The organism is Enterococcus sp. NBRC 3427 (assembly GCF_007996925.1).
Classification (GTDB): domain Bacteria; phylum Bacillota; class Bacilli; order Lactobacillales; family Enterococcaceae; genus Enterococcus_B; species Enterococcus_B lactis.
Map to the genome: position 1 here is coordinate 1 of NZ_BJLL01000034.1, position 17,081 is coordinate 17,081.

At 37.5% G+C, this 17,081-nt stretch carries 16 protein-coding genes and 1 pseudogene; 15 read left to right on the forward strand and 2 right to left on the reverse strand.

All coding sequences use genetic code 11. The annotated features are described in order from the left end of the window. Positions 1-101: 101 nt before the first annotated feature. The 6 genes and pseudogenes from ESP02_RS08335 to ESP02_RS08360 all read left to right on the forward strand — a co-directional run bounded on the left by ESP02_RS08335 (position 102) and on the right by ESP02_RS08360 (position 3,070). Positions 102-500: a DUF1310 family protein gene (locus tag ESP02_RS08335; RefSeq protein ID WP_038398452.1), complete on the forward strand. Its 399-nt coding sequence runs from the start codon at positions 102-104 to the stop codon at positions 498-500. Then, complete coding sequence (locus tag ESP02_RS08340) at positions 490-717, forward strand: hypothetical protein (RefSeq protein WP_038398454.1); 228 nt, start codon at positions 490-492, stop codon at positions 715-717. Before ESP02_RS08335 ends, ESP02_RS08340 begins: the two co-directional genes overlap by 11 nt. Positions 718-740: 23 nt before the next feature. After that, positions 741-1,154, forward strand: a complete 414-nt coding sequence (locus ESP02_RS08345; protein ID WP_038398456.1) for a DUF1310 family protein — start codon at positions 741-743, stop codon at positions 1,152-1,154. Next, a pseudogene (locus tag ESP02_RS08350) lies at positions 1,151-2,396 on the forward strand (hypothetical protein). The gene ESP02_RS08345 and the pseudogene ESP02_RS08350 overlap by 4 nt, the downstream one beginning before the upstream one ends. Before the next feature lie 10 nt (positions 2,397-2,406). Beyond that, positions 2,407-2,772 carry a hypothetical protein gene (locus ESP02_RS08355; RefSeq protein ID WP_002373764.1) on the forward strand — a complete coding sequence of 122 codons (366 nt, stop codon included), beginning with the start codon at positions 2,407-2,409 and terminating at the stop codon, positions 2,770-2,772. Next, positions 2,765-3,070, forward strand: a complete 306-nt coding sequence (locus ESP02_RS08360) for a hypothetical protein (RefSeq protein WP_002373762.1) — start codon at positions 2,765-2,767, stop codon at positions 3,068-3,070. Before ESP02_RS08355 ends, ESP02_RS08360 begins: the two co-directional genes overlap by 8 nt. A gap of 174 nt (positions 3,071-3,244) precedes the next feature. On the opposite strand, the gene ESP02_RS08365 is transcribed toward ESP02_RS08360, so the two are convergent. Continuing rightward, positions 3,245-3,910 (reverse strand): helix-turn-helix domain-containing protein, encoded by a 666-nt coding sequence (locus ESP02_RS08365; protein ID WP_002373760.1) that lies wholly within the window; start codon positions 3,908-3,910, stop codon positions 3,245-3,247. 125 nt (positions 3,911-4,035) lie between these two features. On the opposite strand from ESP02_RS08365, the gene ESP02_RS08370 reads away from it, so the two are divergent. The 8 genes from ESP02_RS08370 (at position 4,036) to ESP02_RS08405 (ending at position 14,841) form a co-directional block, all read left to right on the forward strand. Next, positions 4,036-6,072 (forward strand): DUF1430 domain-containing protein, encoded by a 2,037-nt coding sequence (locus ESP02_RS08370; RefSeq protein ID WP_025478441.1) that lies wholly within the window; start codon positions 4,036-4,038, stop codon positions 6,070-6,072. Positions 6,073-6,075: 3 nt separating this feature from the next. Next, positions 6,076-6,714 carry an ABC transporter ATP-binding protein gene (locus tag ESP02_RS08375; protein WP_038398457.1) on the forward strand — a complete coding sequence of 213 codons (639 nt, stop codon included), beginning with the start codon at positions 6,076-6,078 and terminating at the stop codon, positions 6,712-6,714. A gap of 380 nt (positions 6,715-7,094) precedes the next feature. Further along, on the forward strand, positions 7,095-8,006 hold the full coding sequence (locus ESP02_RS08380) for a peptidylprolyl isomerase (RefSeq protein ID WP_002373753.1): 912 nt from the start codon (positions 7,095-7,097) through the stop codon (positions 8,004-8,006). Positions 8,007-8,321: 315 nt separating this feature from the next. Then, positions 8,322-8,669, forward strand: a complete 348-nt coding sequence (locus tag ESP02_RS08385; RefSeq protein ID WP_002373752.1) for a hypothetical protein — start codon at positions 8,322-8,324, stop codon at positions 8,667-8,669. A gap of 94 nt (positions 8,670-8,763) precedes the next feature. Then, the gene (locus ESP02_RS08390) at positions 8,764-9,648 is read left to right on the forward strand and encodes a diacylglycerol kinase family protein (RefSeq protein ID WP_002373750.1); all 885 of its coding nucleotides are present in this window, start codon (positions 8,764-8,766) and stop codon (positions 9,646-9,648) included. 222 nt (positions 9,649-9,870) lie between these two features. Then, on the forward strand, positions 9,871-13,038 hold the full coding sequence (locus tag ESP02_RS08395; protein WP_146926027.1) for an Ig-like domain-containing protein: 3,168 nt from the start codon (positions 9,871-9,873) through the stop codon (positions 13,036-13,038). A 19-nt stretch (positions 13,039-13,057) separates the two neighbouring features. Then, the gene (locus ESP02_RS08400; protein WP_002373746.1) at positions 13,058-14,086 is read left to right on the forward strand and encodes a WxL protein host-binding domain-containing protein; all 1,029 of its coding nucleotides are present in this window, start codon (positions 13,058-13,060) and stop codon (positions 14,084-14,086) included. Beyond that, positions 14,083-14,841, forward strand: coding sequence for a WxL domain-containing protein (locus ESP02_RS08405; protein WP_002373744.1), 759 nt, complete (start codon positions 14,083-14,085; stop codon positions 14,839-14,841). The genes ESP02_RS08400 and ESP02_RS08405 overlap by 4 nt, the downstream gene beginning before the upstream one ends. An 85-nt stretch (positions 14,842-14,926) precedes the next feature. Here the strand turns inward: ESP02_RS08405 and ESP02_RS08410 are convergent, their stop codons facing one another. Beyond that, on the reverse strand, positions 14,927-15,667 hold the full coding sequence (locus ESP02_RS08410; protein WP_002345337.1) for a LytTR family DNA-binding domain-containing protein: 741 nt from the start codon (positions 15,665-15,667) through the stop codon (positions 14,927-14,929). Between ESP02_RS08410 and ESP02_RS08415 the strand changes: the two genes are divergently transcribed. Next, positions 15,668-16,981: a GHKL domain-containing protein gene (locus tag ESP02_RS08415; RefSeq protein WP_073994820.1), complete on the forward strand. Its 1,314-nt coding sequence runs from the start codon at positions 15,668-15,670 to the stop codon at positions 16,979-16,981. The last annotated feature ends 100 nt before the right edge of the window (positions 16,982-17,081 follow it).

Consider the following 17,081-nt stretch of genomic DNA (forward strand, 5'->3'; position numbering starts at 1 on the left):
TGAAGTTTTGTATAGAGAAGATAAATAATCCATTAAAATTATAAGCTTTGTGATGAATTTATAAATCCCGGATCATTTTGCTAACTAAAAAAGGAGCCTAAATGAAAAAGAAAAAATGGTGGTTGGTCTCACTGATCGGCATACTCATACTTTTAGGAATAGGAGGAAAATTAGTGATAGACAAAGAAAAGTTACAAAAAGAAATGATCGAAGTCGTGAAGAGCGAAGAGGCAAAACAGGTAGTTGAAGAAGGTTTGAAGAACTTGGACCCTAAAGCATTGACCCCAGAAGGAGTGATCCAATCTTATGAAATCGATTACGACAGTATAGAACACAATCCGATGGGTGGGATAAATGTAACTATATTAGCTAATAGAAAAGAAAATCTTTATGTGTTTTTTACCTTGAAAAAGAACGAGAGTGGCGAGTTAAAAGACGGAGGTGGCGGCAATTCTTCTGATTTAGAAAAATTATTGGAGGGGGATAAATATGTCAAGTAATTATTCAGATCAGGTTAGAGTTACGATAGCAGAACAAGAATACAAAGATTATAAAGAATCTGATCCAGTAAAAATAATAATTAAAAATGATAAAAAGACAATCGGCTACGTCTCTCAAGTCATCAACAACCTCTCTGGCGAACAGTCTTTTGTCATCACCCATACGGACCGCTTCGTTTCCCCGGTTGCGCCATTGCCGGAAAGACTGGTGAGATAAATAAAACTAAAAAAGGAGCCTAAATGAAAAAGAAAAAATGGTGGTTGGTCCCACTGATCGGTATACTCATACTTTTAGGAATAGGAGGAAAATTAGTGATAGACAAGCAAAATAAAGCAGAAAAGTTACAAAAAGAAATGATCGAAGTCGTGAAGAGCGAAGAGGCAAAACAGGTAGTTGAAGAAGGTTTGAAGAACTTAGACCCCAAAGCATTGACCCCAGAAGGAGTGATCCAATCTTATGAAATCGATTACGACAGTATAGAACATAATCCGATGGGTGGGATAGATGGAACGATAGTTGTGAATAACGATAAAGAATTATATATTTACTTTCACCTGAATAAAAATAGTAATGGAATTTTTTCTAGTGAATATGTAATTGCAGGAAACTCGAGCAAGCTAGGTACTAATTTGCGTAAGGAGAGAGTAGAATGAGCCAAATTTATTATACTGATGCGGAACGTGTGGAAATTGCGAATAAAGAGTATAAAAATTGGAAAGTAAAAGAAGAGGTACGCCTTAAAGATGGAACGTTTTTAGGCTACGTCTCTCAAGTCATCAACAACCCCTCCGGCGAACAGTCTTTTGTCATCACCCATACGGACCGCTTCGTTTCCCCGGTTGCGCCATTGCCGGAAAGGATTGGCGGTTAAAGAAGTAACGGTGCTTTATCGCGGTTCGACAGGCTTAGATAAAGTCAAGGAACAAACTGGCGATGTGTGGCAAGACTGGGTCGTCAACAATGTGGATATGGCACGTAAGATCCTCGCGGCTGAACAAGGCGCAGCGCCCCCGCAGTTAAGATCGTCTGCGGAGACCTTGAAGGAAGCGATGCGCCATTATCCCAATGCCCAGTTTTTCGTCTATGGTCATTCTTTAGGCTCCATGAATGGACAATATGCTGTCGCTGATTTGTCATTGGAGGAAAGCAGGCGTCTTAGTGGAGGATATTTTTTCCAAGGACCCAATATTTATACGGTATTGACGCCAAGTCAGCGCGTGACCGCTGATCTTCTGACGAGGTCAGGAAAACTGCATAATTATGTCGATGAGAAAGACTTGGTACCAATCGGCTATAGCAAAGACAAGCCAATGGTCGGCCGAATGCGCCCAGTGTTGTCTAAAAAAGTCGGGTGGGTCGACCAGCACATGTGGGGTGGATATCAGTATGACCAATTCGGGAATGTCTTGCTTGATACGAAAGGAGAACCTGATGTGATCGGATTGGAAACCCAGCAGCGTCTTGCCGGCATCGAAAACATGAAGAGACACTTTCTAGCAAAAGGCAGTCTATCTTCTGCTCAAAAAATATTTTTGGATGCATCACAAGCCAAAGCGATTACTAGTGGGTACAAAAAAACAGTGGAGACAGAAATTAGTGAATTAAAGAAATGGTTCCAAACAGAAATCAGAAATGCCAATGAATTATGGCAAACGACAAAATTAGACGCCCGCTATTGGGGAGCAAGTCTGACATATTATGAAGAACTGGAAGCACTTGATTCTTGTGGAGTAACGGAACGGAGTATACGGATAGACCCAATAAATGAATATGAACGAACAGTAGCAACGCTTAGAAAATCAGAAGAAGAGCTTGAAAGGCTATTAAGAAACATTGAACAAACGATCAATAGGCAAGTAGATTCTGATCACGAGCTCAGCCATTACTTATTTTAGAGGTGAATAAATGGAACAAGAAATCAGAAGGAAAATAGAAGAAACCGAAGAAATTTATCGTAAAAATCGCGTAGCATTAGAAAACCATCTGGATTATCTGTCGAATGAGCAAAGAAAATTTCAACGCTATTTAGAAAATATCTCTGTGCAAATCAATGCCACCGCCAAACATTATGAGACCAACCCTCCCGAAAATAAAAGGGCAGTCTATCGTCTCTTAGAACAAGCAAGTGAAGAATCCCGGCAACGAACACGAGCAATCCAACGGAATCTGGAAGAACGACTACATGAAAATCAATCTATATATAACAAAAAGATCCGTCAGTATGAAGAAGAATACAGAAAATCAAAAAGAGAGGGAGAATCCTATGTTTGAATTCGATTGGATCATGAATGGTGTAGATGCTTTACTTGAAGGAGCAAATAATGAACTAATCCAGCAACGAAAGAATCTGGAAAAACAACTCATCCGTTTACTTGTAGCAAGTCCCAGCAAAGCTACATCCCAAACTAGAAAATCCCTCACACGAGAAAGAAAAAGCCAAGGAGCAACTAAACTGAAGAATGCCAGTGATACCTATAAAAACAATGTTTCTGCTGCCGCCAAAGGCCAATGGGTAGATGCGGCATTAGACAATGTTCAAAGCGTCTCGAATCGGTTAAGGAGGTTGTGAGAGCAGTGCTTCTCCAGAATAAAAATCTCTGCCTAATCAAATTTTTCGATTAGGCAGAGATTTTTATTTATTTGACGACTTTCATCTCAAAGCTTTTTCAATTAATTTGTACCCCTGTTTTTTTGGATAAGATCATGTGCATTGATTTTTTCTATCTGTACGTTTCTCTCCTACTTAATGCCTATCTGGCTCCTGAGGGGTTCTTTTTAAGGCGTCGTCATAGTCTTGGCTGAGGATTTCTTGGTAATCTGAGGGAATCGCTTCCCAAGAGAGCAGGCGGACGTTCATGACGTGTTTTCCTTTGTGTTTGATTACAGCATGATTCTTACCTTTTTCTACCTCTACAGCGTGAAAAGACAGCCATGTACCATGACCAAAGATATCATTACATACCCAATGTTCGATGGAATTGTCCACGTATCCTACAGGGAGTGTGGTGTAGCCGATTTGTGGTTTCAAAAAAGGATTGAATCGATCAACCGTTTCATTTTTGTATTGATAATTGATAAGAAAAAGATAGACCAAACAAAAGCCGAGCAGAAAGAAAGATAGTGCCTTTTTGAGTGATAATGGTGGTTTTGATGAATAAGATTTCTTGATAACAAGAGGTTCATCCGGCAATGTTGGTTCTATTGATTCGGCAGTTGGCTCAATAGAAGGAAAATCAATCGGCAGACCTAAAGTCTGATGTAAAAGTGACAGCATTTCAAGATCTGGCATTGTACGAGAATTTTCCCAACTAGAGATCGTTTTATCGGAAACACCGATTTTTTCGCCTAGTTCTTTTTGCGTAAGGTTACAATTTCTGCGGTAAGTTCGTATTTTTTCTCCGATGTTCATCTTCTTCTCCTTTCGATTCTACAGTATATAGATTTATTCTACATGACCTATACACTTGATAGATACGTTTTTTTGATGAAAAACGGTATGATTTTATCGAAGAATCATTTAAGTAAGGGAGAGTGGTGATAATCAAAAAAAAGTTCACAGTTTTACTCACAATCATAGTGATCGGTATCATGATTGGTTTTGCTTTGGTTAGTATAAATAAACAGGTACTCTATCGGACAAATAAATTTTTCCACCAAACGGATGCTTATACTCCGATTCGATTGCCACAACATTTTATTGGGCAAGAAGAATATGAGCAGCTAATCATGGTATTTGAAAATGTCTCATCAGAAACTGAGCTTTCTTATATGAAAAAAACAGTAAATGAATCCAATGAAGTAGATACATCTTGGAACTTCAAGATACAGCCAAAGCTTGAAATGACATTGTATTATCAAGGGAATGTCAAATCTTATCACGAGAAGGTACCCTATTCTAATACCTCCTTTCGCGTAATGTCCATTGAAGAATCGATCAAAATAAAAGATTTTGAAGGTGAATTTTTCTTGATGACGAGAGAAAAAGAAGACTATGAACGGTTCATTTCGCTATTTGTGGAACGATTCAATCAAGCATTCCACACTGGTTATGCGACTCATGTTTTTGAAGACTTTGAAAATAGCTATTTGTATTCGGTTATTTCAAGTACAGACGTATATAATTATCGAGTGTATTTAACTATTGGGTTGATTCTTTTATTCCTTTTGTTACCATCCTTTTTCTTATTGATGAATAAAGAAATCAGTTTATTGTTGAATAATGGCTTTTCATTACATCAAGTATTGTGGTGTTTATTAGGGAAAAAGAAAATCATTACTACATTCATAATTGCAGGAATTATTGGTGGTTTTATTTTTATGTATTATAAGGAGCAATTTCTTTATTTGTTCCAGATGTACGTTTTCTTGTTCAGCGGAATATATGGTATCTCTTTGTTTTCTCTTTTATTAGTTGAAAAAATCGCTTCGTTAAGAGAAGCGTTCAACTATATCCAATACATTCTTTTTACATTTGGATTGTTGTTTTCTCTTCTTTTGACCGTTGCCAATATCGAATTAGCAACTATCGTTTTTTCTTCTTCACAGTTAGCTGTTTCCCATGAACCGCCAAAAGAAATCGCTGATGAAGACTATCATGTGTTTTATCCAGTAACGATTGGGAAAAACCATGTGGATTTTATTTATTCCAATCGTTTTGCATCAGCAGCAGATCAGGAATTATATGAAACTTTGAATAAAAACGGAAGTATATTAGTCAATGTATCAGATTACTTGAATGAAGAAAATGAACAGTTTGGCAGAGGGATAAAAATAAATCTGAATTATCTTAAGAAATTTCCTTTGATTGATGTCTCTGGAAGGTTGATCCAAATAACCGAAGAAGAAACGCAACCTGTTATATTGATCCCTGAACGATATAGACATACAGATTTAAAAAATGACCTGGCGCAAATAACAGAATATTATCAAGAAATCAGTGAAAAAGAACCGGAATTTCTATTTATAAAAAACAATCAACCCATTTATACATTTATTCCTTCTATCCCCTGGATCGAACATTATCCGGTTGTTGAAATACTGACATTGAAAAACAGTACGTATTGGGAAAGAAATATTCTCAGCGGAGAAATCTATCTACCGTTAAAGATCAAGATAGGCTCTTTGTCGGAAGAAAGGTTATTTGAGCTGATTGAAGAAAGTCAGTTACGTGATAACTTGCAGTTATCATTTCCGTATACTCAGACTGAAGAGATAGCTGTCAAAGTGTTAAGCAGATCATTTCATTACTTGATACAGATATTTTTACTCACTTTCTTTTCTTTCTTCTTGTTGAGCTATGTCATGTTATGCATATATTTTGTCTACAATTGTCGAAAAATCGCTATCTTTCGTTCAAGTGGTTATTCGCTCTTTGAAACGTATAAAGATTTCTTCATGATGAACCTCATCAAATGGGGGACGACAAGTGTAATCTTCCTTTTTCTTATAGAAAGAGAGCCTAAATATCTTTTTAATATTTTTTTCTTTAGTTTCATTGATTTTATTCTTTCAGTTGTTTTTATTTTGTCTACAGAAAAGAAAAGTCAGTTATTGTTGATGAATGGAGGTTAACAATTGGAGCCGTGGATAGTGATAAAAGGTGCGAAAAAAATCATTCGAAACAAAACGATTCTTCATTTGGATCGTTTCACTGCGGATGCTGGGGATCTTGTGACTGTTGTTGGAGAAAGTGGAGCAGGTAAAAGTACGTTATTGAATATATTAGGATTGAATGATCGGTTCAGTTCAGGACAATTCTATTTGTTCGATCAAGAGACGAAACAATTAACTGGAAGAGAGAAGCGCTTGATAAAAAGAAATATCATATCTTTTCTTTTTCAAGATTTTGGGTTGATTGAATATGAAACGATCGATTTTAATTTAGATATTGGATTGAAGTTTTCGAATTTAAATTCTTCGGATAAACGAACAGCAAAATATGAGGCATTGAAAAAAGTTAATATAAACAAGAAGCTAAGTACGCCTATCTATACATTATCTGGTGGTGAGAAGCAAAGAATCGCCTGTGCGAGAGTCTTATTGAAGAATAGCAAAATCATTTTAGCCGATGAACCAACTGGATCATTAGATAAACGAAATAAGGAGCAAGTCGTTGAAATCTTATCGCAACAGGCTTCCCAAGGTACGTTAGTTATCGTGGTCACGCATGATCCATATCTGACCAAAATAGGAAACAAGATGATCATGCTTTAGGGAACAAATGAAAAATCAACCTTTTTTCCAATAAAAACAACAAAAAAATGTCTAAAAAATCGGACATAAAAGTGTCTATTTATAAGATGACAACAGCGGTAAAGAAAGAACAAAAATGATAGCACTTGTTCTAAGGATTAACAGTTTTGCCAAAAGCATAACGCAAGATAGACTTGAAAAACGATAACAAAAGAAGTAGTATATTAAGGTGTGATATGCTACTTGACATTTATTCTGCTGAGTGAACTTTCTGGATGGTATAGACTTCTATCTATTCAGGACGTATCGAGCAGATTAGTAAAGGTGTTCTTGATGATTTTCATCTTGAACACCTTTGTTTTTAGCAATTCGCAAAAAACGAAAAGTAGGAGAACAAATAAATGAAGAAAAGATTTTTAGCACTTGCCATCGTACTAGGCGCTGGTTTATTGTCAGGCTGTACGAATGCTGGTGAAAAAACAGCCGTTAGTTATAAAGGCGGCACAATCAGCGAACAAGAAGTAATGGATAGCTTGAAGAAAATGCAAGGAGCAGACTCAGCTGTGCAACAATTGATTGTTTATCAAGTATTTGAAGATAAATATGGAGATGACGTATCAACCAAAGAAATCGATTCCCAATATGATCAAGCAAAGAAACAATTAGGCGATTCGTTTGATTCCCAATTGAAGACAGCTGGCTTAACAAAAGAAACATTCAAAGACAGTATCAAACAAAGCTTAGCCTTCCAAGAAGGCCTAAAGAAACATATCAAATTGACTGATGAAGATCTAAAAACGGCTTGGAAAACTTTCCATCCAGAAGTGGAAGCTCAAATCATCCAAGTAGCAAGTGAAAACGATGCAAAAGATGTGAAGAAAGCTGCTGATAAGGGAGACGATTTCTCTAAATTAGCTAAAGACAAGTCAACGGATACTAAAACAAAAGAAGATGGCGGAAAAGTGAAATTTGATTCGACTACCACGACAGTTCCTGCGGAAGTCAAAGAAGCAGCTTTCAAGTTGAAAGACGGACAAGTTTCTGATGTGATCACTGCTACCAATGCTTCAACTTATGCTCCAGAATACTATGTGGTTAAAATGGTGAAAAACCAAAACAAAGGCAACGACATGGACAAATATAAAAAAGAATTGAAAGAAATTGCGACAGATACGAAATTGAGCGACAGTGCATTTCAAAATAAAGTAATTGGCGAAGTATTGAAAGATGCCAATGTAAAAATCAAAGACAAAGACTTTGAAAATGTTTTGAGTACATTCACTTCAGATTCCAGTACAGCAAGTAGTAAATAAGCGGAATAAATAAAAAAGTATGAACTATTTAAATCAATAAAACCGTTCATCTAAATCTTTTTATTAGAACTAAATCAACAGTAGTTTCATTACTACTTGATTTAGTTCTTTTTATTTAAAAAACTCTTTGTTTTAATTGGAATCCAAGATAGCCACCCTAGATATTTTTCTGTATAATCTTAAATAAAGAAAACGATATCAAAAAATATACGTATAAGTAGATAAATGGAGTGATTTTGCAAATTTCTTTTATTTCTAGAAGTTATTCACGTATAAGGATTGGTTTTTCACACAAATAAAAAGGCAGGAAGTACAATGGATCATTTGTATATAAAATATATTCATCGATTTTCCGTTTTGGTGTTAGGCACCCTGATTATAGCAGGGATTGTAGCATTTATTATTCAAGACCATAAAACGTTAACGATACATAAAGAGTTTTTCAGTTATGCATGTGGCATTCCTCTTATCGCTATGAGGTCTGACAACAAAAATTGGAAGAGACGCTATTACATACTCCTGCTATTTTTGTGCTTTTATCTGCCGCCTAAAATTTTTACCTTATTAGGTGTGCAACGCCTATCATTTTCTTTTATTTCCTATATCATTGTTTTAAGTTTCTTCAGTTTCATAGTATGGCTGTTTTATTTTGTCAAAAAATAAATGAATGTTTCATGAACAGTACTTCATCACAGCCTAATTTTTTTCTTTATGCTATCGTTATATTAAAGAAATCAATCAGAAGGGAAAGAAAGTGATGAAAAAAGTTTTATTAGTGGTAAACCCCAGTTCAGGCGGTGAACAAGCAAAGGAATTTGAGCAATTAGCGATAGAAAAATTGGAATCGGTGTTTGATGAAGTGGTCGTCTTGCATACAAAAAAAGCAGGGGATGCAAAAAACTTTACTCGCGAGGCGGCTGTGGAAGGGTATCATAGTGTATTTGTCATGGGCGGAGACGGAACAGTCAACGAAGGAATCAGCGGAATCGCTGAACAAGAACATCGGCCAAATTTCGGCTTTTTCCCATTAGGTACGGTGAATGACTTGGCTCGAGCATTAGGGATACCGCTAGAACCTGAGGAAGCGATCAAACATTTTTCGATTGAATCAGTCAAACCATTGGATATTGGAAAAATAAATGATGACTATTTTATGAATGTCGTTGCAATTGGCTCTATTCCTGAAGCAATCAATGATGTAGATGCGGAGAAGAAGACGAAATTTGGTAAATTAGCTTATTTCATGTCAGGAATCAAACAGTTAGCTTCCACACAATCCTACTCGTTTCACGTAGAAGTTGATGGAAAGAAGGAAGAAATTGAGAGTAGTACCTTGCTGATAGGACTAACTAACTCAGTCGGCGGATTTGAGACATTGCTTCCAAATGCAAAAGTGGATGATGGTAAGCTCCATTTGGTTTATTTAAAAGATTCTTCTTTGATCGATACGCTTAAAACATTGCCAGACCTATTAAAAGGAGTAGATGGATCAACGAAAAATCTAGCCTACCTTACTTGTGAGCAATTAGTTGTGTCATTAGCTGATGAGGAAGAATTGACGACGAATGTTGATGGTGATGAAGGGGACAAATTACCTGTAAATATCAAAGTATTGCCCTCACATTTACAGGTTTATTGTTAAAATGGAGGTTGTGACCGAGGAGTTGGCGAGAGAACACCGCTTGTTCGGGATAAGGGACTGTGACAAGACTTTTGTCACAGCCTTTTTTTGTACAAAAAAGAAATTTACACCTAATAGAAAAATTTTTCCATAAAAATACATATTTTAAATATGAAAGTACAATTGGAAATAGATTAAAACGATAAAATAAAATTGTCAAAACGTCAGAGAGGATGGTGGAGAATGAATCAATATGTAAAAAAGCTGATTGCGTCGATTTTGTTTGTCTTCCCTCTCTTGATGGTGACATCCGTTTTTGCCGATGTAGAGAAAACAAACGAATCAACGCAATCAGAGAATCAAAGTTTTGACAAGACTACTTTTTCAGAAGAATCGATAACTTCTGAAACTACAGAATCCCAAAGCGAGGCTCCTACTAATAAAAGGCAAGAAGAAAATAAGATAAGTGAGACCTCAGAAGTAGCTGAACAAACGTCTGACAGCAGTGAAGCGGTACTGGCAAGAGCTGTTTCAGCGGATGGGTACAGCGAAGCTGCCACAACAGAAGAACTGGCGCAGCTTCTCGCAGACGAATCAGTAACTAAGATCCGACTGACTCAGCCTTTGACTTTAGACAGGGAATTAGAGATCAAACGAGATATCGTTATTGATTTTGGTGGATTCGCTCACAATTTCGGCACACACCATATTTATATCAATGAGATACCTCAGTCGATCGAGTTCCAGAATTTTAAAGGAACAGCTGCACATCCAGGTGGATTGACACCAAATATCGATGGAAATGCCATTATCATTGCTTATATGACCGATTTTTGGGGAAGCAGATATCATTTTACGGGAGAAATAAAATTTACCGGGACACTTGATTTGTATGATGGGTCCAAATTAGGACTGATTTACGCTCCTCGTGCAACTGTCACATTAGATGGTGTTTCCGGTGTGTTGGATGTCCAACCAGTGAAAGAAGGACTGAATGCCGCTCCGGGTAAAGCCTATTTTTGTAGAAGCTATCAATTGAATGTGATCAATGGTAGTCAACTTTATGGACCATATTTAGGGAAATTCTACGGTTTTCTAGATTCAGGAGATGAGACTGGTAGTGGAAAAACAGCGCCAGGAATCCATATCTTAAGCGGTTCAAAGGTCTCTCTTGATTATGATCGGGCAGATGGTGTTAGCGATGAAGGAGAGGCAGTCGATACGCTACCTGGTAATGTCACGTTTGAAGTCAGTGGTTCGGGAAGCGAATTTTCGGTAAATACAAAGATCAATATTACCAACGACAACAATCGCGGAATCATCCAAATGAGAGGTTCAGGATCGAAAGTCGCTGTATCGAATGGTGGAAAAATCACAATCAATACAGCAACTACTGGCGGATTTCGCTTGCAAGGAGATTCTAGTCAAATCCATGTATCAAGTGGTGGTCAAATCTCGGTCAAAATGGCTGGAGATGACGATCAACCCGGGAACAATGGGATGCGTTTTGTAGGAAAAGGCCTTTCTTTAATCGTAGAAGGAGCCGGATCAGTTATCGACATCGATAAGCAAAGTGGGCGTTCTAGCGCAGTTCGTTTTGAGAACGGTACGCAAAAGCTGACAGTAACCAATGGAGGTTCATTGAGGGTAAGAAATGCAGGGGATGGCAAATCTTACGTGAACAGACTCAATCAAGGAAACCAAGCGATCCAATTTTATGACGCTTCTGGTTTTCTAGAAAGTCCAGGTTCAGCTGATTTTACGGTCACTGGAGAAAAATCAAATATCGATATACGCGCAGATTCCGGAGCAACCGTAGATACAACTGGAGATATTGATTTAAATTTTATGGCAGGCGAAAAAACTTATTTAGTCATGGTCGGGAAAACAGGGGAAGATAAGACCGGCATCATCAGTGGGGATGTGTTGAATGTGGACTTAGAATCTCCTACCTATTTCGATTTCCAAAACAAACGGATCGGAAGCGAGACCAATGGCATAGGCGGCTGGGTATTCCAAGGAAATGGAGATTCTTCTTTAAAAATTGCCCATTCAGAAATCGCTTTATGGCGAAAAACAGGCGCAACATTCGATAACTTTGAAAAAGACCCGGATTATTTTTCTGATATGACAGACTTATCGATCAATGGGACCGACTTAGGCAATTTCGTATCAAGTCCTAGTGCAGGTTTAACAAATGAATTTGCTCAGACAGGTGCCGGAATGAAAAATTATAATCGAATCAGTGCCAATAATCAGCTCCCGATGATTGAATCCTTAAGAGTACCAACGAATGCAGATAAAAAAATCTATGGGCATGTTGTTGTTCCCGAAGGTGTCGAGGCAAAGCCAAGAGATGCTTGGACAGGCGAAGTAGAAGTGACTTTACGTATTACTTATGCAGATACGACGAAATCACCTGTAGAAATTACTGCTCTCACGCAAGGACAAACAGATGAAAATGAAGGGGCAGGATATAACCCATGGGGAGAAGGCGAACAAGGCGGCTTGTTCGAAGTTCAAGTACCCAACGATGAGAGATTAAAAACGGGGGATCAAGTGCAAGTTGTTGCTGCTAAAAAAGTAAGAGGCGGCCAAGAAGTGACAGAACTGGACTCTGCCAAAACGACAGTCGATGTCATTCCTCCTGAGCCTGCTAAATTAAGTACCACATTGATCAATGCAGCTTCTCGCTCAATCACAGGTACAGGCGAAGCAGGATCCTTGGTTTCATTGAAAAAAAATCAAGCTGTTTTGTCAGAAACCACTATTGATGATACAGTGAAATTTGTTCTTTCTATCCCAGAAAATCAGCTTTTTGCAGGAGACGTATTAGAAATCGTATTAAACGACCAAGCAGGAGAAGCTGCTGCTAAGGGTGTGCAGAACAAGCCAAGTACCAACGATGAAATCGGGAATCACAATCCAAGTGATACGCCAGTTGTCTATCATGATGCTCCGCCTTTTGCGCCTGCTGCGAAGATCGTAGTAGAAGGTGGTCTCTCATTTCTTGCCCCTTCCAAACTCGATTTTGGACAGATCAAAGCAACTGGTTTGACGCAAGAAGCATTTGGCCAAATGGATGGGCAGGAAAAATTATGGATTTATGACCAACGAGAAACAAAAAGTCCATGGATCTTAACAATAAAACTATCTCAGCCCTTTACAAACGATTCAGGATTTTCTATGCAGGATGTCCTTTATTTCAAGAAAGGCGAGGAGTATCAATTAGTGAATGAAGAAGAACTGGAAATTGTCGAAGGACAAAATTCTACGAATGCGCAAGCAGATTATTCAGAATATTTAAATAACGGTCGGGCGTTTAAACTTGTCTTAACCAAAGAAAATCAGATAGCTGGTAATTACTCAGCAGAGATGACATGGACATTAGCAGATGCGCCGACAGAATAAAGATCAAGGAGGATGATTGATGAATCGAATATGGAATAAAAGTCATCGAAACAACTGCTCTTTACTTCTGATCCTTCTCCTTGGATTCATCCTTTGGCAGACACCTGTCCATGCCTCCGAATTCAATTTTGCGGTAGATTTTGAATTACCAGCTAATCAGATCGATAAGAACAAAACATATATAAATGTAAGGATGGAGCCTGGAAAAACACAGGAAATCCCCTACACGGTCTTTAACCGAACAGATAAACCAGTAACAGTTGAGACATTGATCCACTCTGCTACGACGAATTCAAACGGTGTGATCGAATATGGAGAATCAAAAAGTAAATTAGATGAAACATTAAGTTATGATATGAAAAACTTAGCAAAAACAGTGGGAGAAATAACTATTCCTCCTCAAAGTGTGGTCACTGAGACACTTTCACTGAAAGCTCCAGAAAAAGAGCTGGCTGGTGTGGTCGCAGGAGGGATCACGTTTCAAGAAAAAAAAGAGAACGTTTCTAACAAAAGTACCGTTGGTGTCGTCAATCAGTTTTCTCAAGTGAAAGCAATCTTGATTCGAAATAGCGAAAAAGAGTCTTCCCCAGATTTGAAATTAAAAAAAGCTTATGCGGATCAAAGCGATGGAAGAAATGTGATTAAGGTGAATCTTCAAAATCCAAATGCTTCTTATATGTTCGGCTTGACTACATCGATTGAAATCTACAAAAAAGAATCAAAAGAACCTTACCTTTCAATAAAAAAAGAAAAAATAGATGTAGCACCCAATACAAATTTTGATTTACTTGTCCCATTAGAAGGAAAAAAATTAGCTCCGGGACATTATCAAGCGGTTGTGAAGGGTGCTTGGAAAGAAAAACGCTGGAATCTTCATACTGATTTTGAAATAACTGATGATGCAGCGGACCAATTGAATGAAAAGGATATTGATTTAAAAAATCAGCCAGAAACATTTGACTGGCGATGGCTGATACTTGTTGGAGTCATTCTTATTGGCTTATTTGCTGGATTATTTATTTTAAAAGAAAGAAGGAAAAAGAAATGAAAAAAACAATTGCATTAAGTACCGTTCTAGCTGGAAGTCTATTATTATGTACACAAAGTGTTTTTGCTGAGAATAAGAGCTCAGCCACTACAGAAGGAACGATTTCTGTAACAAAACCAGATGCCGCAAATTCTGAAGACGTCGTTCCGGTTCCTCCCGTTGATCCAAATGATCCCGATACGCCGTTTACACCTGACGAACCAAATCAGGGAACATCCGGATTACTGACGATTGACCAAGCTCCAGATCTTGATTTCGGAACAATCAAGTTGGGCACAGCAAAAACAGTATATGCTGCATTACAAAGCGGAACGGACAGTACTGGGGCACCAACACAAGTACAGAATTTCGTACAAGTAACGGATAAAAGCGGAAATTATGCCGGTTGGAAACTATCAGTCAAACGAACAGAATTTATTGGTACAACATCTGATACGAATAAACTAACTGGTTCAAAGGTGAAATTCAAAAATGCCGTGATTCGAAATAGCGCAACTAACAGCAGTGGAACGCCATCTACCATTTCTGGGACTGGCGCTGAAGGAATCGAGATCCCAGCAGATCAGGCAGTAGATCTAGTAACTGCAGGAGCAAATGAAGGGATTGGCACATGGATTTATTCACTAGGGGAAAATGCGGAACAAGGGGGACAATCAGTGGAATTATTTGTTCCTGTATCCAATTATGCCGTAGACAACTACGTTTCAACATTTACATGGTCGTTAACAGATGCTCCTACAGAAGAGGAAGCGTAAAATCATATCAACGATTTCAGGGAGTGGGCCTTTAGTTGGCTCCACTCCCTGAAATCTGCTCTGCTTACTTCGCAGCTCTCATTCATCAGCTTGAAGCAGTTTGCTGGAAATCATGGAAACGTTCCTTTGTCTTTTCAAAGATTTTCCGACCAACGAGTAAGGAATCACCGTTGAAAAATTCTAACACATAATGAGCAGAATCGATTTTCTGCAATTGAGATAAGTTGATACAGTAGGATTTTAAAAGTAAAAAGTAAGTGTATTTTTCTAACTCTATCTTCAACTGTTTTAATGAAGTACTTACTAGTTTATCTTCTGTCGTTGTTTTGACCATGACTTGATTTTTCAATCCTTTAATACTTTCAATATATAAAATTTCCCGAGGATATAGGACGAGACTCCCGCCTTTTTGATCAATGAAGATTTTATCGACATTTACGATCTGCTGTTCTTTCCAATTGATCTGTTCTAGCACTTGATGAATTTGTTCAGATAAATTCCTGTCTTTTCTGATATATCCAATCGGAAGGATTTTCCGGTTGATGATATCTACTGCAAAGTTCGTATAGGCGGTGAAAAAAACGATATTGCTATGAGCGTTTTTTTTACGTATTTGTTCGGCGACATCAATACCTGTGAGTGATTGCTTCAAGTCGATGTCGATAAAGAAAACATCGTGATTATCAATAGTACCCAACTGGATCAACTGATTGATTTGGGAGATGGAAGTGAGCTGCACGATATTCTCGATATGATGATTGACCAATTCTTTGATGATCCATTCGCTGTGAAACTGGTTATCTTCTATGATAAAATACTTTTTCATATGCAGGCTCCTATCAAAAAAATATGTGTACATGATGAAACAAAACAATGGAGGAATAAGATGTTCGCAACAGTGACACTTTATTTGACCTTTACTTTGATTTTAGATTTAGGTATTTATTTATTCTTTTCGAAACAGCTGCTAGTAAAAATCAGCTTTGGTTGTTTAGCTTTGATGGCGCTGATCATTATTCTTCCTATTCCTAAAGTAAGTTTTCCTTATTTAGTTGGCTTATTATTAATGCTTCTCTTTTATTCTACTACGAAAAACCTGTTTATCAGCTGTTTGATCAGTAATCTTTTTTTTGCTATCACTGGATTCAGCTTTTTTCTGATTTTTGACTTGGTAAATTATTTAGGAAGAGTACACCTCGGAACAGCAAGTTTTCTTGCACTGCTCGTCGCATTCATTTTCTACCTATTAGTAAAAAGTATAGACAAACGGACAAAATTTCTCAACTTGCTTTTTACTTATCCAACCGAGCATTATTTTGGCTGTATGTGTATTTTATTAAGTTGGGGCGTGATTTTCTTGGTATTGAGAAGTGTTCATTTTCGGTCAACTGATTATTTGCTTTTGTCTCTTTTATCGATTGTGATCAGCTTTTTTTCTTTGCTTTTTTCTATTATGTTGATCAATTTTCAAGTAAAAGAAAGACAGCATCAGGAATCACTTCAACTGTATCAAATAAACGAAGAATATTACCATCATCTCGAGGAATTCAAACATGATTATAAGAGTTTGTTGTTTTCATTAAAAAGTACTATTCAGGAAAATAAAAAAGAAACGTTAAAATTTTTAGAAATCTTAGAAAACTATTCTGCAGCTATTTTGGAAGAACCGCAAAAACAACAGCTGACAAAGATTTTATCGCCAGTTGTTAGGGGCGTCTTTTTAGAGTTTCTAGAAAAAGCAGAATCGGAGAAAATCCCGATCCAAGTAGTTATTCCTGTCGAAGTGAAAACAATCCCGATTGATTTGGTTGTTTTTATTCGCTGTTTATCTATTTTTATTTCTAACGCATTCGATCATCGTGTAGCCGATCAGAGTCCGATTACGATCAATCTGCTGGAAGAAAAAGAGGGATTACGTTTTAGTATAGCGAACAAGGCAAATCCGACGAATTTGACGCTAGCGGAAATGGTCCAAAGAGGAAGAACCTCTAAAAAAAATGGCGGGTTAGGTCTATACAGTGCGAAAAAAATGTTGGATGCTTATGAAAATGCAGAACTAAAAATCGATTTTTCAAAGCAGAATCACTGTTTCTTTGTAGAAATGTATCTGGCGGCCAAAAACAGTGAATCAGTCTGCTGACTTAACATCGCGAAGAACAGCTTGAACAAAGATTAAATATAAAGGGAGTTCAACAACACAGTTTATTCAAAAAGTAAACATAAACAAACAGAAGCGTGAT